This is a genomic window from Nocardia rhizosphaerihabitans, assembly GCF_014646295.1.
GTDB classification, from domain to species: Bacteria; Actinomycetota; Actinomycetes; order Mycobacteriales; family Mycobacteriaceae; genus Nocardia; species Nocardia rhizosphaerihabitans.
The window spans coordinates 161,006-186,942 of record NZ_BMNE01000001.1 but is presented as its reverse complement, the minus strand read 5'-3'; the positions used below and the strand labels follow the sequence as shown (position 1 = coordinate 186,942).

The following is a 25,937-nucleotide window of genomic DNA, read 5'->3' as shown; positions in this document are numbered from 1 at the left end:
ATACCGGCGGTCGCGACACGATCACGGCCCCAGCTAATTTCCGGAAAACCGGTGCGGGCGGGCATAGCATCTCGTCATGACGTCAAATACCGTGCTGGAGAGCCCGATGGCGGCTCTTGCCAAGAAAACCTGGCAAACAATTCTGGTCACCGGCCTCCTCGCGGTGGTCCTCGGCATCATCGTGCTCGTGTGGCCCGGTCCGTCGCTGCTCGTGGCGGGCATTCTCTTCGGTATCTACATGGTTGTCAGCGGCATCTTCCAGCTGGTCGCCGCCTTCACCCACCTGCCGAGCACCAGCTTCCGGGTGCTCTCCTTCATCAGTGGCGTGTTGTCGCTGATCATCGGTGTCTTCTGCTTCCGCGACGATCTCACCTCGATCGTGCTGCTCGGCCTGTTCATCGGCATCAGCTGGCTGTTCCGTGGCATCGCGATCCTGTTCGCCGCCGCCTCGGAGAAGGGCGTCCCCGGCCGCGGGTGGCAGATCTTCTACGGCGTCATCAGCGCCATCGCCGGTGTCATCCTGATCGTATGGCCGATCAGCTCGCTCACGACCCTCACCCTGGTGGTCGGCATCTTCCTGATCGTCATCGGCGTGATGGAGATGATCACCGCCTTCGGTGTCCGCAAGGACGCCCACCTGCTGGACGAGCAGGTGGTGGGATAGCCGGCCGGGAAAGTTCGTCGGAGAGCGGCCGGCGCCTTCGGGCGTCGGCCGCTTTCGTGTGAACTACGCTCGGCATTCATGGAATTCGTTTACAACCTGGTGGTTGTCACGCACCTGCTCGGGATGGCCGCCGTCGTCGGTGGCTTCGCCGCCTCGCGTCCTGTCGTGTCGGAGCTGATGGTCTGGGGCGCGCGGGCGCAGCTCGTCACCGGGGTGATCCTGGCCGGGCTGGCCTCGGGTGTCGATTCGCTCGACAAGGACCCGGACACCACCAAGCTGGCGGTGAAGCTGGCGATCTCGGTGATCGTCGTCGCGCTCGCCGAGATGGGCAGGGCCGATGCCAAGCGTGGCAAGCAGATCGACTGGATGACCGACGTCGCGGGCGGACTCGCGATCGTCAACGTGCTCGTCGCCACGCTCTGGACCTGATGCTCCCGGACCGGCGGATCGACCGCGCGGATCAGCCCGCCGCGCGGGCCCGGCGTGTCAGTTCGACCGTCGCCGACCGCAATTCGCCGATCTCCGAGAGCGGTTCGGCGTAGCCGACCCGGGTGCGAGCCACGCCGCGCGGCGTCTCGACCCGGAGTTCCAGCCCGTAGCGGTCGGCGCGCTCGCAGGAGGCGGCGGTCGCGTCGGGGAATCCGCCGAGGTGCTGGGCCATCGCCAGCAGCGCGTCGGCGTGGTCGGCGTTGAGGTGCGCGATGCCCGGCGCGGCGTGCGGCACGATCGGGTCCGGCTGCGCGTTCAGGTACTCCTGCGCCGAGGCCGAATCCATCCGCCCGTATCCGCCGACCCAGCGCACCCGCTGGACCCGCAGGATCCACAGCGTGAAATCGCTGTAGTCGATGTAGTACTTCGCGGCGGGGATCGCGGCCAGGTGCGCGGCGCGCGCGGCCTCGGCCTCGGCGCCCACCGGCTGCTCCACCACGCCCGCCAGGGTGATCCGGGTCCCCGCCAGCGGATCGGCCGGGATGTCCGGCGTCACGATGGCGATGCTGGCGCGCGGATCGGCGGCCAGATTGCGGCCGTGCTCGGCCAGTTGCGAGACGCTCAGCACGGGCGCGCCGTCGAGCAGTCCGTAGGTGATGAACGACGCCCACGGCGCCCCGTCGGCCGTCAGGCTGGCCAGGGTGCCCGTATTCGTCGCCGCCGCAATCGTTCTGGCCTCCTCGGCCGCCGAGGGGCGGGCCTCGTTGGCCAGGGGAGCGGTCGGCAGCGGGATGGAGGGTGCGTCGCCGGGGTCGCCGTGGTCGAGAGTCATGGCCACAGCGTATCCACCCGGACCGGCTTGCGTGGCGTGCTCGACAGCCAGCTGTGCAGTGCCGCGTAGACCGCCTCATGATTGAGCAGGCTGAAATGGTTCGCCTCGGGCACATGCAGGCTGTTGACGCCGTCGAAGCCGATCCGGCGGGCCCGGCCGCGACCCGACCCGCTGCCGGTCAGCACCATGCCGTCACCCACGATCAGGCCGAGGGGATGCTTCGGGCTGCGGGTGAATGTCGCGGTGACGAAGTAGTGCTCGGCGCCGGCGAGCAACGGCACCTCGCGTACCGCTCGCGCGCGCAGGGTGTCGACGTCGAGATCGCGCCAGTCCTCGTCGACCAGGGAACCGTGGCGCAGGTCCCGGATCCCCGCGCTGCGCCTGCGCAGCAGCTTGCCCAGCGGACGGGTCTCGGGCAGCAGGTCGAACGCGGCCGCGGCGTAGTGGGCGAGCTGCTCCAAGGGTGCGCCCAGGTGCGGGGAGCCCAGGCACACCACCTGCCGGACCGCGCGCACCCACGCCTGGCCCGCCTCGTCGGCCTGATGGCACGCACTGCGCGCGACCAGCCCGCCCATCGAGTGGCCGATCAGGCAGATCTCGTGCACCGGCAGCGGCCAGGACGTCACGAGGCGCGTCAGCAGGGTGCTGAGCTGTGCGGCGTTCTCGGAGATGTGCAGGCCCGAGTTGTACCGCACGAAGACCGGCGTGTAGCCGAGCTCGGATTCCAGCCGTTCGCCGTAGGTGGGGCGCCCGCCGAGGCGCCACGCGTGCTCGGTCTCCACGAGCCCGTGCAGGTGCACGACCAGCCGGGTCGTCGGCACGGCGAAATGGGCGGCCAGCAGCTCGGGCGGCACCGGCTCGCCGTCGACGCGAAAGGTCATGGGGGAGGCCAGGATCGGTGCCTCGTCCTCGAGCGCGTCGCCGATCAGCCCCTGCACCGCGGCCAGAATGCCCGCGCCCCACACGGTGCGCGACGGTGCGGTGACACCGGGAACCTGGACCGCGCTCGCGACCTCGCCCACCACGAACCCGGTCCCGCCGACCACCGCGTAGACGCCGTCGGTGATCGCGTCGTGCACGATCTTCACCGGATCGGCGGCCGGGCCGACGCCCACCCGCACGGCCGCGAACACCCGGTCGGAGATGGCGCGGTGGATGGCCGCGATCCCGTCGACGGCGCCGACGAACTCGTCGCCCGCCAGCCGCGTGAGCGCCTGTACTTCGGCCTGGGATTGGGGGAGCTGCTCGGTCACGAGGGTGAGAGTACAACTGTGCACTGAAAGGTGCTGGGGTTGGGGCTGCTTCGGGAAGATGGAGGGAGTCTCCCGCTCGCTTTCGTTACCGATCACAATCAACATGCTGCTACTGCGATATGCGCATCTAAACATGTATTGGGCCGTATCGAACCACAGAAGAAGACAAGGACGGCGGGGAGGGCCCGCCGTCCTCACGAACGATCGCTGATCACGGCCGATGCATGATCGCGTACCAGAGCGCACCCATCGTGCCGAGCACGAAAAGCGGAGAGATGACCCAGGTTTCGACCCGGTTCCCGGTGCGGTCGATCAACGGCACCCTGGTCCGCAGCGGAAACGGCCACAGCAGCCGGCAACCCCGATCGGTGAGGCAGTCGCCCAGCAGGTGCGCCAGGCAGCCCAGCCCGACACAGATCGGCAGCCACGCGGGCCGGTCGACGATCCAGTGGTCGACGGCGAAGGTGCCCGCCGTGGCCAGCACGATGACCGTCCCGTAGGTCCGCACGCTCTTTCCCGGCGGACACAGATGCAGCGACCGCACCGCCAGCGCGAGCAGGAAGAAGACCAGGCTCAGCGTGAACGGCCTGCCGAGGTAGTGCTCCCCGGCCCAGGTGGCGGCGACCGCGGCCACCACGAACAGCAGCGAATGGGTGCCGTGGCGATGCCCGCCCGAGACCCAGGAGATCAACCGGCACAACTGATGTGACACCGGGCCCAGCACGTGCGAGATGGTTCCGCTCGGGTGATCCGCGTCCGGCAACAAGGCGGCACCCGCGGTGAGCAAGGTACCCATGATCAATTCGGCGATCCCGAATCGGGTTGTGTCGCTGTCGAACAGGGGGAACGCGGCGACCGTGAGCGGGAGCGCCGCGGCGGTACCCGCCCAGGCCAGCGCGCCACTGGTCGCATGTGAATGTCCTAGCACCCCGCAACGTTAGAGGAGCTCACTACTTCGGCGCATATGCCGAGGCAGGCCGGTACGCGGGCGGGAATGTACGGCGTGTCCGGGTGGTTGGCGCAGGGGACCGCATCGCGAAAGGACGAGGATGAGTGCATTCAACGACCAGGTGATCGCCGAGTTCCGGGCCAACGGTGGCCGGGTCGGCGGCATGTTCGAGGGCCGCGACAACATGGTGATCATCACCACCACCGGTGCGAAGTCCGGTCGCGCGATCACCAATCCGCTGGTGTTCCTGCCCGACGGCGAGCGCATCGTGCTGATCGCCTCCAACGGCGGCGCCGACAAGCACCCCGCGTGGTACCACAACCTGGTCGCCGACCCCGAGCTGACCGTCGAGCTGCCGACCGAAACCTTCACGGGCAAGGCCGAACTCGTCGCCGATCCGGAGCGCACGGCGCTGTTCGACCGGATGGTCGAGCTGATGCCGGGCTTCGCGGAATACCGGGACAAGACGAGCAGGGAGATCCCCGTTTTCGCGGTGTACCGAGCGGGTTAGTCGCGGGCTCGAGCGCAATGGTTGCCGTGGCGGGTGAGCTGCTGGTTCGATCGCCAGGTGACCGAAACCATCGACGCGCCCCGCATCGTCCACGCCTCCCGCGAGATCGCGGCGAGCGCCGCCGCGATCTTCGAACTGATCGCCGACCCGGCCCAGCAGCCGCGCTGGGACGGCAACGACAATCTCGCGGAAGCGAGTGCGGGCCAACGGGTCCGCGCGACGGGTGACGTCTTCACCACCACCCTCACCAACGGCGCCGATCGCGACAACCACATCGTCGAGTTCGAGGAGGGCCGCCGGATCGCCTGGAACCCGTCCGAGCGGGACAAGACCCCGCCCGGACACCTCTGGCGCTGGGAGCTGGAGCCGATCGACGACACCCACACCCGGGTGACCCACACCTACGACTGGACCGAGCTGCACGACGAACTGCGTCAGGTGCGGGCCAGGGCGACCACCTCGGACAAGCTGCAGGCGTCGGTCGACCGCCTGGCCGAAATCGCCGAAGCCGACGCCACCGCGTGATCGGCCGACAACGAAACACCCCGTGACTCGCACCGAGCCACGGGGTGTTTCGCTTCTGGCGGGTCAGACCAGATCGAACCGATCCAGGTTGCTCACCTTGGTCCACGCGGCGACGAAGTCGTGCACGAACTTCTCCTTCGCGTCGTCGGTCGCGTAGGCCTCGGCCACGGCGCGCAGCTGCGAGTTCGAGCCGAACACCAGGTCGGCGCGGCTACCGGTCCAGGTGGTCGCACCGGTCGCGCGATCCTTGGCCTCGTAGGTGTCGTCGTCGGCGGTCGAGGGCACCCACTCGATGCCCATGTCGAGCAGGTTGACGAAGAAGTCGTTCGTCAACGCGCCCGGCGTGGCGGTGAGCACGCCGAGCGGCGACTGCTGGTAGTTCGCGCCGAGCACGCGCAGACCACCGACCAGGACGGTCATCTCCGGCGCGCTCAGCGTCAGCAGGTTCGCCTTGTCGACGAGCAGGTACTCGGCGGGGACACCGGCATCCTTGGCGAGATAGTTGCGGAACCCGTCGGCCTTCGGCTCGAGCGCCGAGAACGACTCGACGTCGGTCTGCTCCTGGGTGGCGTCGGTGCGGCCCGGCGTGAACGGCACGCTCACGTCGTAACCGGCTGCCCTGGCGGCCTGCTCGACGCCGACCGCGCCACCGAGGACGACCAGATCCGCGAACGACACCTGGGCGCCGCCGTTGGCGTTGAACGTCGACTGGATGCCCTCGAGCGTGCGGACGACCTGCGCGAGCTCGTCGGGCTGGTTGACCTCCCAGCCCGCCTGCGGCTGCAGCCGGATCCGGCCGCCGTTGGCGCCGCCACGCTTGTCGCTGCCACGGAACGACGAGGCCGCCGCCCATGCCGTCGACACCAGCTGCACGACAGTCAGACCCGAGGCCTGGATGTGGCTCTTCAGCGTCGCGATCTCGGTGTCACCGATCAGCGGGCCGGTGTGCGCGGGCACCGGGTCCTGCCACAGCAGTTCCTCGGACGGGACCAGCGGGCCGAGGTAGCGCGTGACCGGACCCATGTCGCGGTGGGTGAGCTTGTACCAGGCGCGCGCGAACGCGTCGGTGAGCTCCTCCGGGTGCTCGAGCCAGCGACGGGTGATCCGCTCGTAGATCGGGTCCATCCGCAGCGACAGGTCGGTGGTCAGCATGACCGGGGTGCGCTTCTTCGCCGGATCGAACGGGTCGGGCACGGTGTCCGCGCCCGCGCCGTCCTTCGGGATGTACTGATGTGCACCCGCCGGGCTGGCGGACAGCTCCCACTCGTAGCCGTACAGCGTTTCCAGGAAGTTGTTGTCCCAGGTGATCGGGGTGCTGTTCCAGATGCCTTCCAGGCCGCTGGTGATCGCGTCGGCGCCGACGCCGGTGCGGAAACCGCTCTTCCAGCCCAGGCCCTGCTGCTCCAGCGGGGCGGCCTCGGGCTCGGGACCGACCAGGTCCGCCGGACCGGCGCCGTGGGTCTTGCCGAAGGTGTGGCCGCCGACGATCAGCGCGGCGGTCTCCTCGTCGTTCATCGCCATCCGGGCGAAGGTCTCGCGGATGTCGATCGCGGCCTCGAGCGGATCCGGATTGCCGTTGGGGCCTTCCGGATTCACGTAGATCAGGCCCATCTGGACCGCGGCGAGCGGACGCTCGAGATTGCGCTCACCGGTGTAGCGCTCGTCGCCGAGCCAGGTGCGCTCCGGGCCCCAGTAGACGTCTTCCTCCGGCTCCCACGCGTCGACACGGCCGCCACCGAAACCGAATGTCGGGAAGCCCATCGACTCGAGCGCGACATTGCCCGCGTACACGATGAGGTCGGCCCAGGACAGCTTCTTGCCGTACTTCTTCTTGACCGGCCACAGCAGGCGGCGGGCCTTGTCCAGGCTGGCGTTGTCGGGCCAGCTGTTCAGCGGCGCGAACCGCTGCATGCCCGAGCCTGCGCCGCCGCGGCCGTCGCCGACGCGGTAGGTGCCCGCCGAGTGCCAGGCCATCCGGATGAACAGCGGTCCGTAGTGGCCGAAATCGGCGGGCCACCAGGGCTGCGAGGTCGTCATGACCTGCACGATGTCCTGCTTGACGGCGGCCAGGTCCAGGGTCGCGAACTCGGCCGCGTAGTCGAAGTCCTCGCCCATCGGGTTCGCCACGGGCGGGTTCTTCTGCAGGATTGTCAGGTTGAGCTGGTGCGGCCACCAGTCCCGGTTGCTGCCACGGGTATCGGCGGACCCGAACGGGCGACGATCCGCGACAGGGCAACCATTGTCACCGGGTTCCGTGTTGGCTTCCGCGATAGGTGGATGTTCCTCGGGCACGGTGATTCCTTTCAGGAGAGTGATGGTGATGTCAGGCAGTCGGGGCAGCGGCCCCAGTAGATGACCTCGGCCTCGTCGACGACGAAACCGGTGTCGTCGAGAGCGGTCAGACAGGGCGCATCGCCGACTGCGCAGTCGACATCGACAATCACGCCACAGGATCGGCACACCAGGTGATGATGGTTGTCCCCGACCCGGGTCTCGTACCGGGCGATCGTGCCCATCGGCTGGATCCGCCGGAGCAGTCCGGCCGTGGTGAGCACACGCAGCACGTCGTAGACCGCTTGATGACTCACCGCGCCGAGGGTGTCCCGCACCCGGCTCAGAATGGTGTCGGTATCAGCATGCGGATGCTGGTGCACGGCGGTCAGCACCGCCAGGCGCGGCGAAGTGACGCGCAGCGAGGCCGCGCGGAGCATCCGCTCGAAGTCCGACGTGGTGGACACAGTCCAAATTATTACTCGTTCCAGATGGCAGCGGAAGCATTTCCGGGCAAGTCGGCCACAGCCGCATAGTGCACATCTGGACGCACAGAAGAATGACCGGGACCGCCCCCCGGTCGACCACCGGCTAGGTGGTCACCGGGGTGCGGGTGGCGCGGGCGATGAGGTACTCGACGAGGTGGGTCAGCACCGCCTTCGCCGAGGGCCGGTCGCGGGCGTCGCACAGCATGACCGGGGTGTTCGGATCGAGGTCGAGCGCGTCGCGGACCTCGTCGATCGTGTAGCGCGGCGCGCCCTCGAAGCAGTTCACCGCGATCAGGAACGGCAGCCCGCGCCGTTCGAAGAAGTCCACGGCCGCAAAGGAATTGCTCAGGCGCCGGGTGTCGGCGAGCACGATCGCGCCCAGCGCGCCGCGGCACAGCTCGTCCCAGAGGAACCAGAACCGGTCCTGGCCGGGGGTACCGAACAGGTACAGCACGAGATCGCGGTCGATGGTGATGCGGCCGAAGTCCAGCGCGACCGTGGTCGTCGACTTCTGCTCCACCCCCGACAGGTCGTCGACGCCGGTGCTGACCTCGGTGATCAGCTCCTCGGTGCGCAGCGGCGCGATCTCGCTGATCGAGGAGACCATGGTGGTCTTGCCGACGCCGAAGCCGCCGGCGATGAGGATCTTCACCGAGGCGGCCAGGTGCTGCCCGCCCGGTGCTGTGGGGTCAAAGTTTTCGGATGCCATCCAGAACCGCTCGCAATATGTTGAGGTCTCCGGTGCCGGCCTCGGCCGCTACCGGAGACCGGAAGATGAGGTGGCCCTCGCCGATGAGATCACCGACGAGGATCTTGGTCACCGCCAGAGGAAGTTTCAGCACGGCCGAGACCTCGGCCACCGACTGCGGACGCTTGCACAACCGTGCGATCGTCGCGTACTCGGGTTCCGGTCGTCGCAAGGTGGGTGCGGGATGTACTGCCACCACCACCGTGAGCATGTCCAGGTCGTGCGCCGCACCCATGGTGCGGCCGCGGGTCACCGCGTACGGCCGGACGAGAGGTCCGGCCGCGTCGTCGAACCACGGATCGCCGAGTCGAGTCATGTGAGGCTTCCTATAGCTCCGCAAGTCCGTGCCGCGGTTCGGTCGACAGATAGCTGCCGACCCGCTGCACGGTGAGATTCATTTCGTAGGCGACCATGCCGAGATTCGCCGACTCGTTCGCTTGCAGGGCCAGGCAGGCGTTGTCGCCCGCCGAGGTGACGAACAGAACGGCGCGATCGAGCTCGATCACCGCTTGCCGCACGCCACCGCCGTCGAAGCGGCTGCCCGCGCTGCGCGCGAGACCGTAGAGGGTCGACGACATGGCGGCGAAGTGCTCGGCGTCCTCACGCTTCATCTGCGAGGACCGTCCGAGCAGCAGCCCGTCGGTGGACAGCACGACCGCGTAGCGGACCCCCGCCAGCCGGTCGACGAGATCGTCGAGCAGCCAGTTGAGATCACCTGGGTGGGGAGAGTTCACCTCAGCCTTCCTGTTCGTCCTGGTTCGATGTGGTCAGGGGCTTGCGCCCCTGCCTGGTGCCGTTCTCGATCGCGGACATGAGATCGCGCGCCTGTTCGGCCGTCCGTGGCCGCTCCGGCGCGCGGCGCGCTTCTTCGGCGGCAGGTTCTTCGGTGAGCTCGGGCGCCAGGTTCGTCTGCCGCTGGCGCCGCGGCAGGGCGGGACGCTCTTCGGAGCCGTTGGTCTGCACGGGGGGCAGTTCCGGTGCGGGCGCCACCGGCCGCGGCGCGGTGGGCGGATCGGCGACGAGCGTGGCCACCGAGGTGGGCGCCGGTGCCGATTCGATCGCGGCGACCGGAGCGGGCTCTGGCGCCGGGGCGGGCAGCCCGCGCCGCAGCGGTCCGGTCGTCACCGGCGGTATCATCGCGGTGTCGGAGTCGCCGGCCAGCAGCGACAACGGGATGAGCACGATGGCGCGAATACCGCCGTAGTCGGATTCGCTGAGCCGCACCGAGACACCGTGCGAGGTCGACAGCCGGGCGACGACGAACAGGCCCAGCCGCGAGTCCGACGACAGCGTGCCGACACCGAAGTCCGGCGGGTCGGCCAGCATGGTGTTGTACTTGGCCAAGTCCTCGGGGCTCATGCCCATGCCCTGGTCGGTGATCTCGACGACCACGCCCTTGCCGACGATGTTGCCGCTGGCCTCCACCCGCGACTGCGGCGGGGAGAACGCGGTGGCGTTGTCGACGAGCTCGGCGAGCAGGTGCACGAGGTCGGCCACGACAGTGCCGACGACCTCCACCTCGGGCAGCTTGGTGACGCGCACCCTGGCGTAGTCGAGCGTCTCGCCGATGGCGCTGCGCACGACGTCCATCACCGGAACCGGCTTGCGCCACTGGCGGCCTGGCCGTCCGCCGCCCAGGATGATCAGGTTCTCGGCATTGCGGCGTTCGCGGGTGGCGAGGTGGTCGAGCCGGAACAGGGTCTCCAGCAGCGCGGGATCCTCCTGGCTGCGCTCGGCCTCGTCGAGAATCTCGAGCTGGCGGTGGACCACGATCTGGCTGCGGTGGGCGATGTTGAGGAACACCGCGCGCACACCCTCCCTGGTGCGGGCCTCGTCGACGGCGGCGCGGATCGCGGCGGAGGCGGCGTGCTCGAAGGCCTGTGCGACCTGACCGATCTCGTCCTTGCCGAAGTCGAGGGTGGGGGAGGTCTGCACGGCGTCGATGTCGCCGCCCTCCCGCAGCTCGCGCATGGTGGCGGGCAGCTGTTCGTCGGCGAGGGCGAGGGTTTCGGTGCGCAGCCTGCGCAGGCGGCGGATGATCCGGTTGGCCAGAATCACCGCGACCAGGAACACGAGCAAGCTGAGCACGACCACCCCGCCGCCGGCCAGGGCGGCGGTGACCTCGGCGCGCTTCGCGGTGTCCTCGGCGAGCTTCTGGACGTGCCGGTTGTGCGCGCCGTACGCATCGAGCAGAGCCCGGTTCACTTCGGCCGCCGCGCTGTGCCATTCGGACATGCTCACCGGCGGCGCCGTGGTGGAACTCGGCTTGGACGAGGAGCCGGTGCTCGGCGTCGCGGGCGTCGTGAAGTGCTGCGTGAGCTCCGTTTCCATCGCGGTGAGCTGCTGCCACTGCGGCGCCGCCATCAGCGCGGTGATCGGGGCGCCGCGGGTGTCGTCGAGTTCGGCGGCGAGATTGGCGACTTCAGCGTGATAGAAGCCGCTGAGGCGGAGGAAGTCGCCGATCGGGATGGTGGTCGGTCCGCCGGCGGTGACGATGTGCATGGCCAGCGCGGTACTGCGGGACATCGCCTCGGCGGCATTGAGCATGCGAAAGCCCTCGGCGACGCCGGAGGCGACGACGGCGTCGGGGGCGGCGCGCTCGGCGACCTTGGTGCCCTCGGTGAACACGTCGAGCAAGCGGTTGTAGAACGTGAACGCGTCGGAGGCGGGCAGCACCCCCGCGTCGGCGCCACCGCGCACACCCGCCAGATGCGTGCCGAGGGTGGCGAATCCGCCCTTGTCGTCACCGATATTGGAATCGTCGACCGCGCGGATGCCCGCGGAAATCTCGATCAGACCGCGGAAGGCGGCGTCGAGCCGGGCCCGAGCCGGTCCGAGAGCGAGCTGGGCGGTCTCGTCGCCGGCCAGGTGCGCCAGGGTGAGCTGGCGTTCGGACTGGACCGCTTCGATCAGCTCGCGGGTGTAGGGAACCGCCGCCTGCATCTCCGAGGCCCAGGTCTTGGCTTTGTTGCTCTCCTCGACCAGGTAGCCCGCCGTACCCACGCCGACCACCACCAGGGTGAGACTGGGAATGAGAGCGATCGCCAGAATCCGGGTACGAACACCGAGTCTCGCTAAGAACATCGCCATAACGTAACGGAATCGTTGCAGTCTTGCCCTGTGGGTCTCGCTGAGCGAGACGCGATTTGGTCTGTGCCCGAACGCATTTGCTATGTGGGGTCCGACACGGAAAACGGCGAGCTCGCCCCGCCGGCTGAGCCGCGATGGCCCAGTCGGCGGGGGCTCGCCGTGGCCTGGCAGTGCCGGGAAGGTCCAGCCAGGTCAGGTCGGTGGCGCCGCTACAGCGTGCGGTCGGCGCCGGTTCGTGGGGGCGGCGCGGCCGCCAGCGCGGCGTTCTCGGCCGCGGTCAACTGCCTGGCCCGCAACACGAATCGCATGCCCTGGCCCGCTTCCAGCGATTCCGCGCTGGCCTGCCCGCGCACCGCGTCGACGGTGAGGTGGGTGCCTTTCCAGCATTCGAACTGCTCGGGGCTGATCCAGAACTCGGTGTGCCAGCTGAGCCTGCCGAGCAGGACGTCGGCCTTCTCGATCGGGAACTGCTTGGCGGACAGGCACACCGGCGCGACATCGGGGTCGCAGCCCTCGCCCGCCTGGCGGAACAGCACCGGGCCGTTGTCCTCGATCAGCCTGCGCAACAGCGTCTGTGCCCGTTCGGTGATCTCCACACGGTGGACCCGGTTCTGCATCAGAACATCCCGAGTTTCGTCGTCGAATAACTGACCAGCACGTTCTTGGTCTGCTGGTAGTGCCCGAGCGTCATGGCGTGGTTCTCCCGGCCGAATCCCGACTTCTTGTAGCCGCCGAACGCGGCGTGCGCGGGATAGGCGTGGTAGCAGTTGGTCCACACCCGGCCGGCCTTGAGGCCGCGGCCGAGTCGATGGGCGGCGTTGATGTCGCGGGTCCACACGCCCGCACCGAGGCCGTAGAGGGTGTCGTTGGCGATGCGGATCGCCTCGTCGGTGGTGTCGAAACGCGTCACCGCGACGACGGGGCCGAAGATCTCCTCCTGGAAGATCCGCATCGTGTTCTCACCCTCGAAGACGGTGGGTTCGATGTAATACCCACCCGGCAGTCCGTCGACCTTGCGTGTTTCCCCTCCAGTGAGCACGCGGGCGCCTTCGGCTCTGCCGATGTCCAGGTAGGACAGGATCTTCTCGTACTGGTCGTTACCGGCCTGCGCGCCGATCATCGTCTCGGTGTCGAGCGGATGACCGGACACGACGGCCTCGGTGCGGGCGATGCAGCGGGCGAGGAACTCGTCGTAGATCGACGAGTGGATCAGCGCCCGCGACGGGCAGGTGCACACCTCTCCCTGGTTCAGGGCGAACATCACGAAACCCTCGATCGCCTTGTCGAGATAGTCGTCGTCGGCGGCCATCACATCGGGCAGGAAGATGTTGGGGCTCTTGCCGCCCAGCTCCAGCGTCACCGGGATGATGTTCTCGCCGGCGTACTGCATGATCAGCCTGCCGGTGGTGGTCTCGCCGGTGAAGGCGATCTTGGCCACCCGCGGACTCTGCGCCAGCGGTTTGCCCGCTTCGACGCCGAAACCGTTGACCACGTTGAGGACTCCGGGCGGCAGCAGATCCGCGATCAGCTCCACCACCAGCAGCAGCGAGGCCGGCGTCTGTTCGGCGGGTTTGATCACCACGCAGTTGCCGGCGGCCAGCGCGGGAGCCAGTTTCCAGGCCGCCATCAGGATGGGGAAGTTCCACGGGATGATCTGGCCGACGACGCCGAGCGGCTCGTGGAAATGGTAGGCGACGGTATCGGGATCGATCTGCGAGATCCCGCCCTCCTGGGCGCGCAGGACACCGGCGAAGTAGCGGAAGTGGTCGACCGCCAGCGGTAGGTCGGCGGCCAGGGTCTCGCGGACCGGCTTGCCGTTGTCCCAGGTCTCGGCGACCGCCAGCGGTTCGATGCTGTTCTCGATCCGGTCGGCGATCTTGTTCAGGATGTCGGCCCGCTCGGCGACCGGGGTCGCGGCCCAGCGGTCGGTGGCCCGGTGCGCGGCCTCGAGCGCCATGTCGATATCGGCGGCGGTGGATCTGGCCACCGCGCAGAAGGTCTCGCCGTCGACGGGGGAGGTGTTGTCGAAGTAGCGGCCTTCGATGGGGGCGGCCCAGTCGCCTCCGATGAAATTGTCGTACCGGGCGGCATAGCTGACTATGCCGGTATCCGATCCGGGTTTGCCGTAGATCATGCGCCTCGCTCCTCGCGACCCGTGCGTGGTGGAACACACTATGGTCGGCGAAGGTTGGTACGAGGTTGGGGAGCGTGTTTGCGCAGGTCAGCCCTGGCGTGCGGTGTAGAGACGGGCGGTGACCACGGCCCGGCGGACGTCGTCGCGTGGCAGCAGGCGCAGGGCGTGCTCGTGCACGGCGGCATCGCCGGGACAGCGCTGGCCGAACGCGACCGCGTGTTCGGCGCGGTCGCTGCCGAGCACCGCGTTGCGGATGCCGACATCGAGGTGCGCCCGCCACTGTTCGACGCCGGGTAGGTCCGAACCGGGTAGCAGCGGACCGCGATACAGCCACAGCGCCGAGGTGAGATCGCCGCCCTCGATGGCGGCGAGCAGGTCCACCGCATCGCAGGACACGGGTCCGGTGAGCATGTAGCGCCGGTTGGCGATCTCGCCGCGGGTGGCCCGGCGCAGATGCGAGACGTCGGCTTTGAGCGTGTTCAGCGACACCGACCGGTCACCGTAGACCGCGGCATGCAGCTGTTCGGGGGTATAGCCCTCGGGTTCCAGCGCCAGCAGGGCCAGGATCTCGAGCTGCCGCGGTGGCAGCGGCACCGGTCGGCCGTCGCGCAACAGCCGTGCGGCGCCGAGGCATTCGAGCCGGACGCCCGGCGCGGGGGTGGGCGCTTCGGCGCGCAACATGGTCTCCACCGCGGTCACCAGCGCGCGCACCGAGGTCATCACCATCGGATGCGACCGTTCCCAGCTCGAGGACAGGTCGAGCACGCCGACCTGCCTGCCGTCGGGGCCGTGGATGGGTGCGGAATAGCAGACCCAGCCGTGCAGGGCGGCGACGAGGTGTTCGGCGGAGAACACGGTGACGGCCTTGTCGTCGTGCAACGCCAGCGACAATCCGTTGGTGCCCATATGGCTTTCGTCCCACACGCCGCCCGGCGCGAAGTTCACCTGCTCACCCTGGCGGCGCAGGGTGCGATCGCCCGCGGTCCACAAGATGGTGCCCGATTCGTCACTGACGACAGCGAGATAGCCGGAGTCCTCGGCGATTCCGCGCAGCTGACCCGCGAGTTCGGTGACCGGCCTGCGCAGCGGCGACTCCGACCAGCGGTCGCTGATGTCGTCGAAACCGGGGGCGACGGTCTGGGCGGGGTCCACCGTGTTCAGCGAGCGCTGCCACGATTTGGCCACCTCCTCGCGCACCGGACCGGTGTCGCGCGGCAACTGCAGGGGACGCGAGGGAGCCGCGAGCCGGTTCCACTGCTGTTCGAGCGCGCCACGATAGTCCGCGAGCCGGTCCGGCCTGGGCGATCCGGCGATCGGGTCGTGTGCGCCCACGTTCACTCCCTGCTCGTCGGTGGCGCCTTCCTGTCTATCAGCTGCGCCACCGGTCTGTGCGCCGATTGCCGGAGGACGACCGGGGCACCGGCGCATGCCCTGTCGTGGCGGCTTGACGCCGCCGTCGGCTACTTGTTCAGGAACAGGCCTGCGATGTCGGCGTTCTTGATCGGGGTGTCGATATTGCGCTGGCCCGCGCACAGCAGGTCGACCTGCACGATCATCGAGTCGACCAGGGTTCCGGCCGGCTCGTTGTCGGTGCCGTTGCGCTCCTTGATCGCCTTGGTGATGGTGATCCGCTTGGTGTCGGCATCCTGGTTGACGTAGTCGCGGCAGGGCGTGTCGCCACCCTGGTTGAGCACCCGCTCGACCTCGGCACAGCCGCTCGCCAGGACCGCCAGGACCGCGACGCCGACCGCGAGCGCGCCGGTTCGGGTGGTGGCGTGCATGATTCCTCCTGGAGTGTTCGCCGAGCGCGGTTGCGCGTCGAGTGGCCTTCAGACTAGGCGGTACGGCTCAGGTGCGGTGGATCCGCAGCGGAACGAGCTGTTCGGCGGCGGTCAGCGAGCCGTGGTGGCCGACCATCATCGACTGCAACGGCTCGGCTCCGGTGCGCACCACGCCACCGTCACCGCGCGCGATGACGACGAGATCGCCGATGCGCGCCGCGGCGTCGGCGGTGACCCGCGGCCCGAACCAGCCTGCCTCGATGGCCTCGGCGCGGGTCCTGACCAGGAAGTCGTGGCCGAGCGACCCGGTCCAGGTGTCGGCGACGGTGGCGGTCGCGCCCTCGACGGTGTAGACGTGGCGGGCGCGCGGTTCGCCGCCGAGCGTGACCACACCCTCGGGCAGGTACGGGTGGGTGTCGAAGTCGATCCGTTCGACGAGCTCGACCATCCCGTGGTCGGCGGTGACGATCAGCGCCGTGCGTTCGGGCAGCCGCGCGGCGAGTTCGGCGGCGATCCGGTCGGCGTTGGCGAGCTCGAACCGCCAGGCCCGCGAGGCCGGGCCGCGGGCGTGGCCGGTGGTGTCCAGATCCGCGTGATAGGTGTAGACCAGGGTTTTCGGCGCCGAGGTGATCGCCTGCAGCACACCGTCGACGAGATCGCCGACCGAGAAGGTCGGCCGGAAACCACCGCCGCGCCAGCCCGCCTTGGTCAGGCCGGAGCCGTCCTGATAGCCGGGCGCGACCTGGATCGTGGCGATCCCGGCCGCGGTGGCGCGCTGGAAGGCGGTGGGCTGCGGCTGGATTCGGTCGGGCGGGAACGCCGTCAGCGCGTCGACCTTCGGGCCGTCGCCGGTGAGGGTCCAGCGCAGCGTGTTGAACAGCCGGTCCTCGTCGGGCAGGCGCAGCAGGTAGCCGACGACGCCGTGCTCGCCCGGCGGCAGCCCGGTGCCCAGGGTGGTGAGGCTGGTGGCGGTGGTGCTCGGGAAGCCCGCGGTCATGGTCGCCGGTGGCAGGCTCGACAGGAACGGCGCGGCATCGGCATGGGCGTCCAGTGCCTGCGCGCCGAGTCCGTCGATCAGCAGCACACACACCCGGTCGACATCGAGACCTAAGCCGAGCCGGTCGGTTTCGCCGTCGACGCCGAGACAGGCGAGTACGGAGGGGAGCAGATCGGCGAGGGAGCCCTCGCCGTACCGCGGGGTCAGCAAGTGATTGTCGTTCACGCCTGTCCGGTTTCGAATCGGCTGATCAGCCCGTCGCGCACGACGAACCGCCAGGTGGTGCGCATCGAGCCCCCACGGCTGTTGGTGTAGTCGGCGGTCAGCTCGAGGCCGTCCGCGTCGACCGACTCGACCACCAGATGCCCGTTGCTGCTGAAGATCTCGGCTTCGGTCCACTGCGCGAGATTGCGTTCGACGCCGTCGTCGGACATGGTCGCGTCCTCGGTCAGGATGCCGTAGAAACGATCGGTGTCCTGGGCGTTGAGCGCGTCGACGAACACTTCGACCACGGGGTCGAGTTTCGTGGTGGCAGACATCCGGTCTCCTGCTCGGGTGGGCACGCAACGAAGGGGCAGTACCACTGTAGGTGAGTGCGCGGGCTCGGCAGGGGGAAAGCGACGGCGCGTCAGGCTCCGGCCCGCGGCGTGACGAGCGTGGTGAACGCCTGCATGATCGCGTCGACGAGTTCCGGTGCCCTGGTACCCATCTGCTCGCTGCGCTTCTCGAGATGCCCGTCCAGCCACAGCGAGGCCAGGCCGTGGCCCAGACCCCACCACGCGACGGCGAGGGTATCGGCGCGGTCCGCGGGCAGCGCACCCGCCGCGACACACTCGGCGACGGTGTCGGCCAGTATCTGGAACGCGGCATCGCCCGCGTCGGCGGCATCAGGGTGCTTCTCCGGCTGGGACAGCTCGGGGCGGAACATGAGCCGGAACTGGGCCGGATGGGTGCGGGAGAACTGCACGTAGGTCCGGGCGAGGTCGGTGAGCGCGCTCAGTGGCGTCGCGGCCGCTGCCCTGGTCGCGGCGAGCTCGGCGGCCAGCTGCTGGAAGCCGTCGATCGACAGCGCCGACAGCAGCGCGGCCCGGTCGGCGAAGTGGTGATACGGCGCGCCGCTGCTGACCCCGGCCTCCCTGGCGACGCGGCGCAGGCTCACGGCCGCCAGGCCCTCGGTCTCGATCAGGCGCAGGCAGGCGTCCATGAGGGTGGCCCGCAGGTCGCCGTGGTGGTAACTGGTGCGCTTCACCCTCCGAGCGTATGCGAGCAGTCCACGCGAATCGGCACTGGACAGGAAATCTATGCAGTGTTTAGATGATTTGAGCACCGCTCAGATGTGCGGCTGCACCGTCGGACGAATGGGTGAACATCATGACCACACGGGTACTGGTCACGGGCGCGACAGGTTTCGTGGCCGGCCACTGCATCGCCGAACTGCTCGCGCACGGCTACGCCGTCCGCGGCACCGTGCGAGACCTCGGCGCGCACGCCAAGCGCGCCCACCTGACCGAGCTCGCCCGCCGCGCCGGCGGTGAGCTCGAGTTCGTCGCCGCCACGCTCGACGACGACACCGGCTGGGTCGAGGCGGTGACGGGTTGCGACGCGGTGCTGCATGTCGCCTCGCCGTTCCCGTCCACGCCGCCCGACGACGAGCAGGCCTTGATCGGGCCTGCGGTCGAGGGCACTCTGCGGGTGCTGCGCGCCGCCGCGGCGGCCGGGGTGCGGCGCGTCGTGCTCACCTCGTCGGTGGCCGCCGTCGCCTACGGCCACGACGTGGACGCGGTGCGCACCGAGGCCGACTGGTCGGTCGTCGACCGTATCCCGGCGTATCAGAAGAGCAAGACCCTCGCCGAGCGCGCCGCCTGGGAGTTCGTCGAATCACTCGGCGGCGACATGGAACTCGTCTCGGTGAATCCGGGAATGGTGCTCGGTCCGTTGCTCGACGCGACGACAAGCACCTCGCACGAACCGGTGCGCCGTCTGCTGAACCGCGACGTGCCCGGTTCGGTGCGCACCGGCTGGACGCCGGTCGACGTCCGCGACCTGGCCGTCGCCCATCGGCTGGCGATGGAAGTGCCTGCGGCGGCGGGCAACCGGTACATCTGCGCGGCCGAACCGCTGTGGATGGGCGAGCTCGCCCGGCTGCTGGCACGTGACTACGACCCGCAGGGCTTCCGGGTGCCGACCCGGGTCCTGCCGAACTGGCTGGTCCGCCTGGTCGCGGTGTTCGACAAGGGCGTCCGGCTGACGGTGCCGGTCCTGGGCCGCACCGAACACGTCAGCGCCGAGAAGGCCCGGCGGGAACTGGGCTGGACGATGCGCCCGATCGAGGACACGATCCGCGACACCGCCGACAGCCTGATCGCCTTCGGCCTCGTCAACGCGCCCGATGGCCGACGGCCCGCCCCCGCTGCCGCCGCGGCCGGAAACCACTGACCGTCATCGCCATTCCTGGCGTTGCAGGTCCTGGATCACCGGGTGCATGAGGGTCGACACCTCGGGATCGACCGCGCGGCGGTCCGGCGGGAACACCGTCGCCGCGGCGAGCGTGCGCTCGTCGAGGGAACGCAGCGGGCCGGGGGAGCGCAGCGCCGGTGCCGGGCTCTGTCCGGTCGCGGCGAGGATGAACCCCCAGTCGCCGAAACTCGGGACGTCCACGTGGTACGGCGTGGTGCGCAGCCCCGCCGACCGCAGGGTGGCGTCGATGGTCCAGAAGGAGCGCGGGGCGAAGAACGGCGACCCGGACTGCACCACCATGCGGGCGCCGGGCGCCAGCACATTCGCCGTCATCGCGTAGAACTCCTGCGAGTACAGCTTGGCGACCGAGGTCTGGTCGGGGTCGGGCAGGTCGACGATCACCGCGTCGAAAAGCCCTGGCGCGCCGCGCAACCAGGAAAACGCGTCGGCGGTGACGACCTGCACGCGCGGGTCGTCGAAGGAGTGCTGGTTGAGCGTGGTCAGGCGTTCGTCGGTGCGGGCGAGCTCGATCATCGCCGGGTCGAGTTCGACCAGCGTCACCTGGCCCACATCGGGGTAGCGCAGGATCTCGCGCAGGGCGAGGCCGTCGCCGCCGCCGAGGACCAGCACCGAGCGACGCGCACCGGCGAGCACCGGATGCACGAGCGCCTCGTGATAGCGATACTCGTCGACCGAGGAGAACTGCAGCCCACCGTTCAGATAGAGCCGGGTATCGGTGGTGGCGAAGGGCGAGAACGATTCGGTGAGCACGATCTGCTGGTACGGCGTGCGCGTCTGCCAGACGATCGGATGGGCGAACAGCGCCTGCTGCGCGGTCGCCTCGAACCGGTCGGCGTAGAGATAGGTCCCGGTGAGCCCGCAGGCCACCACCACGGTGGCGGCGACCAGCACGTGCCGGGCCGCGCGCGTCATCTGGGCGCGAAAGAAGAAGAACGCCAACGCCAGTCCGGCGACGGCATTGACCACGCCGACCACGAGACTGCCGCGGATCTGCCCGAACACCGGCAGCAACAGGAACGGGAACGCCAGCCCGCCCAACAGCGCACCGACGTAGTCGGCGGCGAACAGATCGGCGACCGCGCCACTGGCCTCCTGCTTGCGGACCTGCTGGAGCAACTCCATCAGCAGCGGGATCTCGGCCCCGATCAGCATCCCGATCACGGCCGCGGCCAGCACCAGCATGCCGGTATAGACGTTGAGCCAGGCATAGCTGGCGTAGAGCGCCGCCACCGACAGCCCGCCGATCACGGCCAGCGCCAGCTCGACCGCGACGAACGCGGCGGCCGCGTGGCGGCGCAACGGTTTCGCGGCGAGCGCCCCGACACCCATCGCGCACACCATCACACTCAGCGTGATCGAGGCCTGCGCCGCGGTGTCACCGATCAGGTAGCTGCCGAGGGTGACCAGCGACAGCTCGTACACCAGACCGCAGGCGGCGCAAACGAACACGGTCGCCAGCAGCGCCGCCCTGGCCAGGCGGTGTACGGGCATCAGGTGAGGCCCGCGGCCACCACCAGCGCGACCGCGACGTGCGCCGACGCCGTGACCCACACCGCGGGATGCGGTTCCGGATCGGCGACGACGGCCCGGAAGTCACCGGGGGTGAGCGCGTCGAGCAGCACGAACGCCAGCGCCATCGCGGCCAGGCCGATCACGCCGTAGATCGCGCTGGCCAGCAGCGCCTGCAGGATCTTGCCCTCGGAGGTCCAGATGGCGGTGGCCACGATGATGCCGACGCCGAACAGGTTCGAGGCGAGCAGGATCGCGGCGTTGCGGTTGCGTTCCAGCCAGATCTGGGCGCGCAGATCGCCCGGCGTGAGCAGGTCGACGATGCCGAAACCGACAGCCATCAACACGATTCCCACCGCGGAATAGGCGAGCGCGGCGCCCGCGTCCGCCGCCAGGTCGGCGAGCATGAGGTCCTCCTGTGCTGTGTGAGGCGAGCCGCCTCGATGAACTACTTGCCGCCGTTGTCGCTGCCGCCGCCGCGGAAATCACCCGCCGCGGAGCCGCTGTTCCAGCCGTAGGTGCTGGTGTGCGCGTGGTGGCGGCGGGTGCCGTTGGCGAGACTGTCGACGAGCACGAGCGATCCGCCCGCGTGCGGCGACACCGCGACGAGATCGGAGTCGAAGCGCAGGTAGTGGTTGTCGCCGGTGTTGCGGCGGTCGCGCGGGTCGGTGGCCTTGGCGATGGCGGCGGCGACGGCGGCCGGTGCGGCGGCCGCGGTGAACGCGAGCCCGTCGTTGGCCTGATCGAGCTGGCGGGCGCGCTGGTAGCGCTCGGCCACGAAGTCGCGCGGATCCTTGTCGCGGGTCACCACGACCACCACGATCACGGCGACGATGGCGACGACCACGGCGACGATGCCCGCCACGATCCATCTGGTGCGATTCATCGTCACGACGGCGCCCCGGAACCGGTGCGCCGCACGACTGTCGGCGATGCGCTGATGAGAAACCCTCCCCGTGAAAAACTGGCCGGACTGTATCACCCGTGCGCCCGCGGCGAAAACCGTTCCGCCCCGCGGTGCGGTGGCTACCCCTCGGCGGGCAGCCAGTCGCGGGCCGGATCGTAGTCGAGCCACCGCCGTTCGCCCGCCGCCCGGACCAGGGCGGTGAGCAGCGCGTCGAGCTGCGGCGGTTCGGGTCGGGTGCGCCAGAGCAGCGACCACGCGTAGAGCGGCGTCGGATCGACGAGGGGGATCGCGCGGACCCCGGTGATCTCCGGTGTCGGCACGTCGGCGGGCAGCAGCACGAAGCCGCGCGGGTCGTCCGCCAGCACGGAAAGCATCGGTGCCAGGCCGAGATTCGGGGTGGCGCGATGATCGTCGATGCCGAATCGGTGGGTGAAGCGGGCCAGGAAATCGAGCCGGTCCAGCGCGGCCGGGGTGTGCAGGACGCTGCCGCGCAACTGGTCGGGGCGCAGTTCGGTGGCCGTGGCCAGCGGGTGGTCGGCGCCGACGAGCACGTCGACCGGTTCCAGGCGGATCAGGCGATGGGTGAGGCCCGCGGGCAGGGGCGGGTGGACCCGGCCGAATCCGGCATCGATGTCACCGTGGGTCAGGGCGGCGGCGACGGCGGGCAGGTCGCGCCCGTGGCCGGGTTCCAGTGGCGGCACGCCCGGCGCGGTCGCGATCCCGGCGAGGGTGCGCAGCGGCGCGTAGAGATGTCCCCAGACATCGACGCGTAGGGGACGCTGCTCCGCCCGCAGTGCGGCGACGGCACGGTCGTTCGCGTCGAGAGTCTCCTGTGCGCCCGGCAGGAAGCGGGCACCGTCGTCGGTGAGCCGCACCCCGTGATGGTCGCGGTCCAGGAGCCGGACACCGAGGGTCGATTCCAGCCGCGCCACCCGTTTGGACAGCGCTTGCTGGCTGAGCCCGAGGGCCGCGGCGGCATGGCCGAAATGCCGTTCCTCGGCGACGAAGACGAAGGCGCGCACCGTCGCCAGATCCAGATCCACGGTCGTCGACTGTAGCCGTACCCAGCGGCGACAACCGATCGTTGTCGGGATGACCGTCGGGTTGTTGGCCGATCGGGCCCGCGCGGCGGTTACCTCGGGGCATGCAGCGTTTGATTCCGACCGGCGATCCGGAGCGACCGGTCGCGTTCACCGAGGCGGCCGAACCGGTGCCGCGCTCCGACGAGGCGCTGGTGCGCGTCGAAGCCTTCGCCCCGAACCGCGGCGAGACGTTCCTGCTGGAGAATCCGCGCCCGGATCTGTTGCCGGGCAAGGACGTCGCCGGGCTGGTCGTGCAGGCCGCGGCCGACGGGTCGGGTCCGCGGATAGGGTCCAGGGTGGTCGGTCATCCGCCGCTGGGTGGCTGGGCCGATTACGTCGCGGTGCCGACCGATGCGCTCGCCGTGCTGCCCGATGCGCTCGACGCGGTGACGGCGGCGGCCCTGCCGCTGGCCGGGATCACGGCCGTGCGCCTGCTCCGCGCGGCGGGCGCCGTGCAGGGTAAGCGGATACTGCTGACCGGGGCGTCCGGCGGGGTGGGGCACTACGTCACCGAACTGGCCGCGGGTGCGGGAGCCGAGGTCACCGCGGTGACGGCGACGCCGGAACGCGGCAGCCGGCTGTCGGCACTCGGCGCGACCCACGTGGTGCACGACATCGCGGACGCGGCAGGCCCGTTCGACCTCGTGCTCGAGTCGACCGGTGGTTCCGCGGTGGCCGCGTGCCTGGCCCGGCTCCGGCCCGCCGGCACCCTGATCTGGTTCGGGCAGGCCGGCCGCATCCCGGCGACGCTGAACTTCTTCGACTTCTTCGCCGGTCCCGAGAACGCGACGATCCGCCACTTCCATTACGCGGGTGGACCATACGGCCGCGATCTCGGCACCCTGGTGCGGTTGGTGGCCGAGGGCCGGTTGCATCCGGAGGTCGGGCTGGTCGCCGACTGGTCCGAGACGGCGCGTGTGCTCGTGGACCTGCGGGAACGCCGGGTGCGCGGCAAAGCCGTGCTGACCACGAGCTCCACCCGATGAGCGACGGACTGGTCGAGGCGCTGTTCAGCCGGGCCACCGGTGCCGGTATCGATCCGCACGACTACCGGCGGACCTGCGCCGAGATCGCCACCCCCGCCGACTGGGCGCCGGCGTGCGCGGCGGCCGCGGCCAGGTACCGGACAGCACCGGGTTCGGCGATCACCCGTGGCCACCACCTCCTGATGTCGGCCCGCTGGTCGCACCTGGCGACACTCGTTCCCGACGAGAACCACGTGGCCCATGCCGAAGCGGCGGACTCCGCTGCCGAACACGGCTTTTCCCTGCTGGAACCGACAGCGCGACGGATTACCGGTGCCGATTTCACCGGCATCCTGCGCGGCCCCGCCGACGCGGTGGGCACGGTGATCGTGGTGCCCGGCCTCGACTCGAGCAAGGACGAATTCCACGTCCTCGCCGACGCACTCCTCGCGCGGGGCGTCGCGGTCTTCGCCATGGACGGTCCCGGGCAAGGCGCCCGCATCGGAACATCGACGCTCACCGGTGACTATCCCGCGGTCATCGGCGCGGCGATCGACGCTCTCGGTGTCGCCCGGGTCGGCGTCGTCGGGCTGAGTCTCGGCGGCTACTACGCCGCGGCAGCCGCTGCCCGAGACCCGCGAATCATCGTGGCCGCCACCGTGAGCGGGCCCTACCGCCTGGACTGGTCGACCCTGCCCGACCCGGTGCGCGACCTGATGACCCGTCGCGCCGGATCACCCTCGGCCGCCGCATCATTCGCCGCCACCGTGGACCTCGCCGAGCGCGCACCGACACTGCGCTGTCCGCTCCTGGTCGTCGACGGCGGCGACGACCACATCCCCGGCGTCGCCGACGGCGCGGCACTGGCCAACCAGGCCCCGAACGGGCGCTATCTCCGCGTCCCCGGCGGCGATCACCTCGTCGGCAACAACCAGCAGGCCTGGCTCCCCGCCGTCGCCGACCATCTCACCGAAGGATTTGCATGCACCGCTACACCGACAAGATCGCCCTCGTCACCGGCGGCACCAGCGGCATGGGCCTGGCCACCGCCCGCCGCCTGATCGAAGAAGGCGCCCGGGTCGTCGTCACCGGCCGCACCGAAGACCGGGTGCAGGCCGCCGCGGCCGAATTGGGCCCGCAGGCAACCGGTATCGCCGCCGGCACCGCGGACCTCACCGCCCTGGATGCGCTCACCGAGGCGATCGCCACCCGCTTCGGCCGCCTCGATCTGGTCTTCGCCAATGCGGGCACCGGCACGTTCGCACCGTTTCCCGACATCACCGAGGACGCCTTCGACCACGCCGTCGACGTCAATTTCAAAGGTGTCTTCTACACCGTCCAGAAGACCCTGCCGCTGCTCACGGCGGGCGCGTCCGTCGTCCTCAATGCCTCGTGGACCCTGCACCGCGCCGACCACGCCCTCACCCTCTACGCTGCGACGAAAGCCGCCGTGCACAACCTGGCACGCACCCTGGCCACCGAACTCGCCCCGCGCAGGATCAGGGTGAACTCGATCAGCCCCGGCTACATCGACACCCCCATGTCGGCGGGCGCGATGAGCGAGGACTTCGCGGCGATGGCGGCGGGCCGGGTGCCGGCAGGCCGCTTCGGCAGGGTCGACGAGATAGCCGCCCTTGTCGCCTTCCTCGGATCCGCCGACGCGTCCTATGTGAACGGCCAGGACATCATCGTCGACGGCGGTCTGGTGGCGGCCTATCCGAGCTGACGCGGTCGGCGCCATACGAGGGTGTACCGCCACATGAGGCGGCGGCGGATCTGCGCGCCGGGCAGCAATTCGCCGGCCACCGAACGGATCTCGGACAGCGTTTCCTGCGGATCGCGCACGGCGGCCTGCGGTCCGCCGAGCGACTTGCGCTGCCACCAGTCCAGGCCGCGGATCGCGGGCAGCAACGGCAGGTAGTGGAAGTCGGTGAGGGGGTGCATCTTCCACAGGCCGACCACCGCGAGGGTGCCGCCGGGCGCGACCAGGTGGCGTAGCGCCGCGATGCCGTCGCGGACCGGGACGTGGTGCAGGGTCGCGACCGCGGTGACCATGTCGAAGGTGTCGTCGAGTTCGCGGAAGTCGGCCTGTTCGAGATGGACGTTGGGCGCGGGCGGTGCGGTGGCGATCACCGTGTCGTCGATGTCCACGCCGAGGACGGCGTCGCAGCGGGTGGCGAGCTTGCGGGCGAGCAGGCCGTCGCCGCAACCGATGTCGAGTGCGGTGCGGGCCCCGGCGGGGACCTGCTCGAGGATCCAGGGGTGGTAGTGCGTGTTGTGATTCCAGTAGGGGTCCGTCGACATGCCACGACAACGGGCGGGAC

General features: G+C 69.7%; 29 protein-coding genes. 8 read left to right on the top strand and 21 right to left on the bottom strand.

All coding sequences use genetic code 11. The features are described from left to right. The first annotated feature begins 76 nt into the window (after nt 1–76). Complete coding sequence (locus IEY60_RS00855) at nt 77–664, top strand: HdeD family acid-resistance protein (protein WP_189022736.1); 588 nt, start codon at nt 77–79, stop codon at nt 662–664. 78 nt (nt 665–742) lie between these two features. Then, nucleotides 743–1,093: a hypothetical protein gene (locus IEY60_RS00850; RefSeq protein WP_189022734.1), complete on the top strand. Its 351-nt coding sequence runs from the start codon at nt 743–745 to the stop codon at nt 1,091–1,093. 31 nt (nt 1,094–1,124) lie between these two features. Here the strand turns inward: IEY60_RS00850 and IEY60_RS00845 are convergent, their stop codons facing one another. From IEY60_RS00845 to IEY60_RS00835, 3 genes are all read right to left on the bottom strand, one after another. Then, nucleotides 1,125–1,925: a HugZ family pyridoxamine 5'-phosphate oxidase gene (locus IEY60_RS00845; protein WP_189022732.1), complete on the bottom strand. Its 801-nt coding sequence runs from the start codon at nt 1,923–1,925 to the stop codon at nt 1,125–1,127. Further along, complete coding sequence (locus IEY60_RS00840) at nt 1,922–3,178, bottom strand: lipase family alpha/beta hydrolase (protein WP_189022730.1); 1,257 nt, start codon at nt 3,176–3,178, stop codon at nt 1,922–1,924. The genes IEY60_RS00845 and IEY60_RS00840 overlap by 4 nt, the downstream gene beginning before the upstream one ends. A 211-nt stretch (nt 3,179–3,389) precedes the next feature. Then, nucleotides 3,390–4,106 (bottom strand): metal-dependent hydrolase, encoded by a 717-nt coding sequence (locus tag IEY60_RS00835; RefSeq protein WP_189022728.1) that lies wholly within the window; start codon nt 4,104–4,106, stop codon nt 3,390–3,392. Nucleotides 4,107–4,227: 121 nt separating this feature from the next. On the opposite strand from IEY60_RS00835, the gene IEY60_RS00830 reads away from it, so the two are divergent. Next, a complete protein-coding gene (locus IEY60_RS00830; RefSeq protein WP_189022726.1) occupies nt 4,228–4,638 on the top strand; it encodes a nitroreductase family deazaflavin-dependent oxidoreductase in 411 nt (136 codons plus the stop codon). Nucleotides 4,639–4,695: 57 nt separating this feature from the next. Further along, nucleotides 4,696–5,163, top strand: a complete 468-nt coding sequence (locus tag IEY60_RS00825; RefSeq protein WP_229739460.1) for an SRPBCC family protein — start codon at nt 4,696–4,698, stop codon at nt 5,161–5,163. A 63-nt stretch (nt 5,164–5,226) separates the two neighbouring features. On the opposite strand, the gene katG is transcribed toward IEY60_RS00825, so the two are convergent. The 13 genes from katG to IEY60_RS00760 form a co-directional block, all read right to left on the bottom strand. Further along, the gene (gene katG, locus IEY60_RS00820; protein WP_189022724.1) at nt 5,227–7,455 is read right to left on the bottom strand and encodes a catalase/peroxidase HPI; all 2,229 of its coding nucleotides are present in this window, start codon (nt 7,453–7,455) and stop codon (nt 5,227–5,229) included. A gap of 11 nt (nt 7,456–7,466) precedes the next feature. Continuing rightward, nucleotides 7,467–7,901, bottom strand: a complete 435-nt coding sequence (locus IEY60_RS00815; RefSeq protein ID WP_189022722.1) for a Fur family transcriptional regulator — start codon at nt 7,899–7,901, stop codon at nt 7,467–7,469. Between the two features lie 124 nt (nt 7,902–8,025). Beyond that, nucleotides 8,026–8,631: a GTP-binding protein gene (locus IEY60_RS00810; RefSeq protein ID WP_189022720.1), complete on the bottom strand. Its 606-nt coding sequence runs from the start codon at nt 8,629–8,631 to the stop codon at nt 8,026–8,028. After that, nucleotides 8,612–8,986, bottom strand: a complete 375-nt coding sequence (locus IEY60_RS00805) for a DUF742 domain-containing protein (protein ID WP_189022718.1) — start codon at nt 8,984–8,986, stop codon at nt 8,612–8,614. Before IEY60_RS00805 ends, IEY60_RS00810 begins: the two co-directional genes overlap by 20 nt. Before the next feature lie 10 nt (nt 8,987–8,996). Next, a complete protein-coding gene (locus IEY60_RS00800; RefSeq protein ID WP_189022716.1) occupies nt 8,997–9,404 on the bottom strand; it encodes a roadblock/LC7 domain-containing protein in 408 nt (135 codons plus the stop codon). 1 nt (nt 9,405) lies between these two features. Continuing rightward, entirely contained in the window at nt 9,406–11,754 is a 2,349-nt protein-coding gene (locus IEY60_RS00795) for a sensor histidine kinase (RefSeq protein ID WP_308426060.1), read from the bottom strand. 215 nt (nt 11,755–11,969) lie between these two features. Further along, on the bottom strand, nt 11,970–12,377 hold the full coding sequence (locus tag IEY60_RS00790) for a DUF779 domain-containing protein (protein WP_189022712.1): 408 nt from the start codon (nt 12,375–12,377) through the stop codon (nt 11,970–11,972). Beyond that, entirely contained in the window at nt 12,377–13,894 is a 1,518-nt protein-coding gene (exaC, locus tag IEY60_RS00785) for an acetaldehyde dehydrogenase ExaC (protein WP_189022710.1), read from the bottom strand. Before exaC ends, IEY60_RS00790 begins: the two co-directional genes overlap by 1 nt. 87 nt (nt 13,895–13,981) lie before the next feature. After that, on the bottom strand, nt 13,982–15,226 hold the full coding sequence (locus IEY60_RS00780) for a transcriptional regulator (RefSeq protein ID WP_308426059.1): 1,245 nt from the start codon (nt 15,224–15,226) through the stop codon (nt 13,982–13,984). A gap of 128 nt (nt 15,227–15,354) precedes the next feature. Beyond that, nucleotides 15,355–15,675, bottom strand: a complete 321-nt coding sequence (locus tag IEY60_RS00775) for a hypothetical protein (RefSeq protein ID WP_189022706.1) — start codon at nt 15,673–15,675, stop codon at nt 15,355–15,357. A 67-nt stretch (nt 15,676–15,742) separates the two neighbouring features. Continuing rightward, nucleotides 15,743–16,897 carry an alkaline phosphatase family protein gene (locus IEY60_RS00770; protein WP_189022704.1) on the bottom strand — a complete coding sequence of 385 codons (1,155 nt, stop codon included), beginning with the start codon at nt 16,895–16,897 and terminating at the stop codon, nt 15,743–15,745. Next, a complete protein-coding gene (locus IEY60_RS00765; protein WP_189022696.1) occupies nt 16,894–17,211 on the bottom strand; it encodes a nuclear transport factor 2 family protein in 318 nt (105 codons plus the stop codon). The genes IEY60_RS00770 and IEY60_RS00765 overlap by 4 nt, the downstream gene beginning before the upstream one ends. An 89-nt stretch (nt 17,212–17,300) precedes the next feature. Continuing rightward, nucleotides 17,301–17,921 (bottom strand): TetR/AcrR family transcriptional regulator, encoded by a 621-nt coding sequence (locus tag IEY60_RS00760; protein WP_189022695.1) that lies wholly within the window; start codon nt 17,919–17,921, stop codon nt 17,301–17,303. A gap of 122 nt (nt 17,922–18,043) precedes the next feature. Here IEY60_RS00760 and IEY60_RS00755 point away from each other — a divergent pair, with 122 nt between their 5' ends. Beyond that, the gene (locus IEY60_RS00755) at nt 18,044–19,108 is read left to right on the top strand and encodes an NAD-dependent epimerase/dehydratase family protein (RefSeq protein WP_189022692.1); all 1,065 of its coding nucleotides are present in this window, start codon (nt 18,044–18,046) and stop codon (nt 19,106–19,108) included. Between the two features lie 3 nt (nt 19,109–19,111). Here the strand turns inward: IEY60_RS00755 and IEY60_RS00750 are convergent, their stop codons facing one another. The 4 genes from IEY60_RS00750 to IEY60_RS00735 form a co-directional block, all read right to left on the bottom strand. Beyond that, nucleotides 19,112–20,641 carry a polyamine aminopropyltransferase gene (locus IEY60_RS00750; RefSeq protein ID WP_189022690.1) on the bottom strand — a complete coding sequence of 510 codons (1,530 nt, stop codon included), beginning with the start codon at nt 20,639–20,641 and terminating at the stop codon, nt 19,112–19,114. After that, nucleotides 20,641–21,066, bottom strand: coding sequence for a DUF350 domain-containing protein (locus IEY60_RS00745; protein WP_189022688.1), 426 nt, complete (start codon nt 21,064–21,066; stop codon nt 20,641–20,643). Before IEY60_RS00745 ends, IEY60_RS00750 begins: the two co-directional genes overlap by 1 nt. Nucleotides 21,067–21,107: 41 nt before the next feature. Then, entirely contained in the window at nt 21,108–21,545 is a 438-nt protein-coding gene (locus IEY60_RS00740; RefSeq protein ID WP_189022686.1) for a DUF4247 domain-containing protein, read from the bottom strand. A 140-nt stretch (nt 21,546–21,685) separates the two neighbouring features. Beyond that, nucleotides 21,686–22,609, bottom strand: coding sequence for a LysR family transcriptional regulator (locus tag IEY60_RS00735; RefSeq protein ID WP_189022684.1), 924 nt, complete (start codon nt 22,607–22,609; stop codon nt 21,686–21,688). Between the two features lie 101 nt (nt 22,610–22,710). Between IEY60_RS00735 and IEY60_RS00730 the strand changes: the two genes are divergently transcribed. From IEY60_RS00730 to IEY60_RS00720, 3 genes are read left to right on the top strand one after another with little or no spacing between them, the layout of a single operon-like run. Continuing rightward, nucleotides 22,711–23,634, top strand: a complete 924-nt coding sequence (locus IEY60_RS00730; protein ID WP_189022682.1) for a zinc-binding dehydrogenase — start codon at nt 22,711–22,713, stop codon at nt 23,632–23,634. Further along, on the top strand, nt 23,631–24,674 hold the full coding sequence (locus IEY60_RS00725; RefSeq protein WP_189022680.1) for an alpha/beta hydrolase family protein: 1,044 nt from the start codon (nt 23,631–23,633) through the stop codon (nt 24,672–24,674). Before IEY60_RS00730 ends, IEY60_RS00725 begins: the two co-directional genes overlap by 4 nt. After that, a complete protein-coding gene (locus tag IEY60_RS00720) occupies nt 24,596–25,339 on the top strand; it encodes an SDR family oxidoreductase (protein ID WP_189022677.1) in 744 nt (247 codons plus the stop codon). Before IEY60_RS00725 ends, IEY60_RS00720 begins: the two co-directional genes overlap by 79 nt. Here IEY60_RS00720 and IEY60_RS00715 read toward each other — a convergent pair. Further along, a complete protein-coding gene (locus tag IEY60_RS00715) occupies nt 25,327–25,917 on the bottom strand; it encodes a class I SAM-dependent methyltransferase (protein WP_189022675.1) in 591 nt (196 codons plus the stop codon). The genes IEY60_RS00720 and IEY60_RS00715 overlap by 13 nt on opposite strands. Between the last annotated feature and the right edge of the window lie 20 nt (nt 25,918–25,937).

Bases quoted from the DNA above. Each gene is read 5' to 3' on its own strand.
- IEY60_RS00855 (WP_189022736.1), top strand. From the start codon at position 77: ATGACGTCAAATACCGTGCTGGAGAGCCCGATGGCGGCTCTTGCCAAG.
- IEY60_RS00850 (WP_189022734.1), top strand. From the start codon at position 743: ATGGAATTCGTTTACAACCTGGTGGTTGTCACGCACCTGCTCGGGATG.
- IEY60_RS00845 (WP_189022732.1), bottom strand. From the start codon at position 1,925: ATGACTCTCGACCACGGCGACCCCGGCGACGCACCCTCCATCCCGCTG.
- IEY60_RS00830 (WP_189022726.1), top strand. From the start codon at position 4,228: ATGAGTGCATTCAACGACCAGGTGATCGCCGAGTTCCGGGCCAACGGT.
- IEY60_RS00810 (WP_189022720.1), bottom strand. From the start codon at position 8,631: ATGGCATCCGAAAACTTTGACCCCACAGCACCGGGCGGGCAGCACCTG.
- IEY60_RS00805 (WP_189022718.1), bottom strand. From the start codon at position 8,986: ATGACTCGACTCGGCGATCCGTGGTTCGACGACGCGGCCGGACCTCTC.
- IEY60_RS00795 (WP_308426060.1), bottom strand. From the start codon at position 11,754: ATGTTCTTAGCGAGACTCGGTGTTCGTACCCGGATTCTGGCGATCGCT.
- IEY60_RS00790 (WP_189022712.1), bottom strand. From the start codon at position 12,377: ATGCAGAACCGGGTCCACCGTGTGGAGATCACCGAACGGGCACAGACG.
- exaC (WP_189022710.1), bottom strand. From the start codon at position 13,894: ATGATCTACGGCAAACCCGGATCGGATACCGGCATAGTCAGCTATGCC.
- IEY60_RS00775 (WP_189022706.1), bottom strand. From the start codon at position 15,675: ATGCACGCCACCACCCGAACCGGCGCGCTCGCGGTCGGCGTCGCGGTC.
- IEY60_RS00765 (WP_189022696.1), bottom strand. From the start codon at position 17,211: ATGTCTGCCACCACGAAACTCGACCCCGTGGTCGAAGTGTTCGTCGAC.
- IEY60_RS00755 (WP_189022692.1), top strand. From the start codon at position 18,044: ATGACCACACGGGTACTGGTCACGGGCGCGACAGGTTTCGTGGCCGGC.
- IEY60_RS00750 (WP_189022690.1), bottom strand. From the start codon at position 20,641: ATGCCCGTACACCGCCTGGCCAGGGCGGCGCTGCTGGCGACCGTGTTC.
- IEY60_RS00745 (WP_189022688.1), bottom strand. From the start codon at position 21,066: ATGCTCGCCGACCTGGCGGCGGACGCGGGCGCCGCGCTCGCCTATTCC.
- IEY60_RS00740 (WP_189022686.1), bottom strand. From the start codon at position 21,545: ATGAATCGCACCAGATGGATCGTGGCGGGCATCGTCGCCGTGGTCGTC.
- IEY60_RS00730 (WP_189022682.1), top strand. From the start codon at position 22,711: ATGCAGCGTTTGATTCCGACCGGCGATCCGGAGCGACCGGTCGCGTTC.
- IEY60_RS00725 (WP_189022680.1), top strand. From the start codon at position 23,631: ATGAGCGACGGACTGGTCGAGGCGCTGTTCAGCCGGGCCACCGGTGCC.
- IEY60_RS00720 (WP_189022677.1), top strand. From the start codon at position 24,596: ATGCACCGCTACACCGACAAGATCGCCCTCGTCACCGGCGGCACCAGC.
- IEY60_RS00715 (WP_189022675.1), bottom strand. From the start codon at position 25,917: ATGTCGACGGACCCCTACTGGAATCACAACACGCACTACCACCCCTGG.